This window comes from Rhodosalinus halophilus, from assembly GCF_003298775.1.
Taxonomy (GTDB): domain Bacteria; phylum Pseudomonadota; class Alphaproteobacteria; order Rhodobacterales; family Rhodobacteraceae; genus Rhodosalinus; species Rhodosalinus halophilus.
The window spans coordinates 1-858 of sequence record NZ_QNTQ01000032.1 but is presented as its reverse complement, the minus strand read 5'-3'; the positions used below and the strand labels follow the sequence as shown (position 1 = coordinate 858).

Sequence of the window (858 nt, the reverse complement as noted above, 5' to 3'; positions counted from 1 at the left end):
CTCGTCGCTGCCGGCGCCGCCTTCGACGTAGTCGTGCTGGTAGCCGGCCCAGATGACATCGTTGCCGCCACCGCCATCGATCAGGTCGTCGCCGTTGCCGCCGCCGATCTGATCGTCGCCACGGCCGCCGTCGATCACATCGTTGCCGTCATCGCCGAACAGCCGGTCGTCGTCGTCATTGCCGTAGATGCTGTCGTTGCCGATACCGCCCCGGACGAAGTCGTCGCCGGTGCCGGCGTCGATGAGGTCGTTGCCGTGGCCGCCCCAGATGACGTCGTGGCCGCTGCCTCCGTCGACCAGGTCGTCATCCTCGCCGGCGAAGATGTGGTCGTCGCCGCTGCCGCCGTCGATCGAATCCTGGGCGAAATCAAACGCAGGGTTCCAGTTCTCGGCGGGCACGGCGTTGTCGCCCCAGAGCCAGTCGTCGCCCTGGCCGCCTTCGATGCAGTCGGCGTTGTCGTTGCCGCGGATGAAGTCTGCGCCGCCGTTGCCCTGGAGAACGTCGTCGCCGGCGCCGCCCTGGATGAAGTCCTTGCCGTCGCCGCCCTGGATCTCGTCGTCGTCGGCATGGCCGTGCAGATTGTCGTCGCCGTCACCGCCGGAGATGTAGTCGTCGCCGTCTCCGCCGTGGATGCCGTCACTGCCGGAGCCGCCCCAGAGGTTGTCGTCGCCGTCGTTGCCGCCGATGAAGTCGTCGCCCTGGTTGCCGGCGATGTAGTCGTCGCCCTCGCCGCCGAACAGGTCGTCGTTGCCGAGGCCGCCGGAGATCGAGTCGTTGCCGGTGCCGCCATTGATGAAGTCGGCGCCACCCATGCCGAAGAGCCAGTCATGGCCCCAGGTGTCGATGATGAAGTCGTC

At 67.7% G+C, this 858-nt stretch carries 1 protein-coding gene; it reads right to left on the bottom strand.

Features of this window, described 5'->3' with window-relative positions; translation table 11 throughout:
• Positions 1–858: calcium-binding protein (locus tag DRV85_RS18400; protein WP_147238890.1), on the bottom strand; the 858-nt coding region annotated here is incomplete at both ends.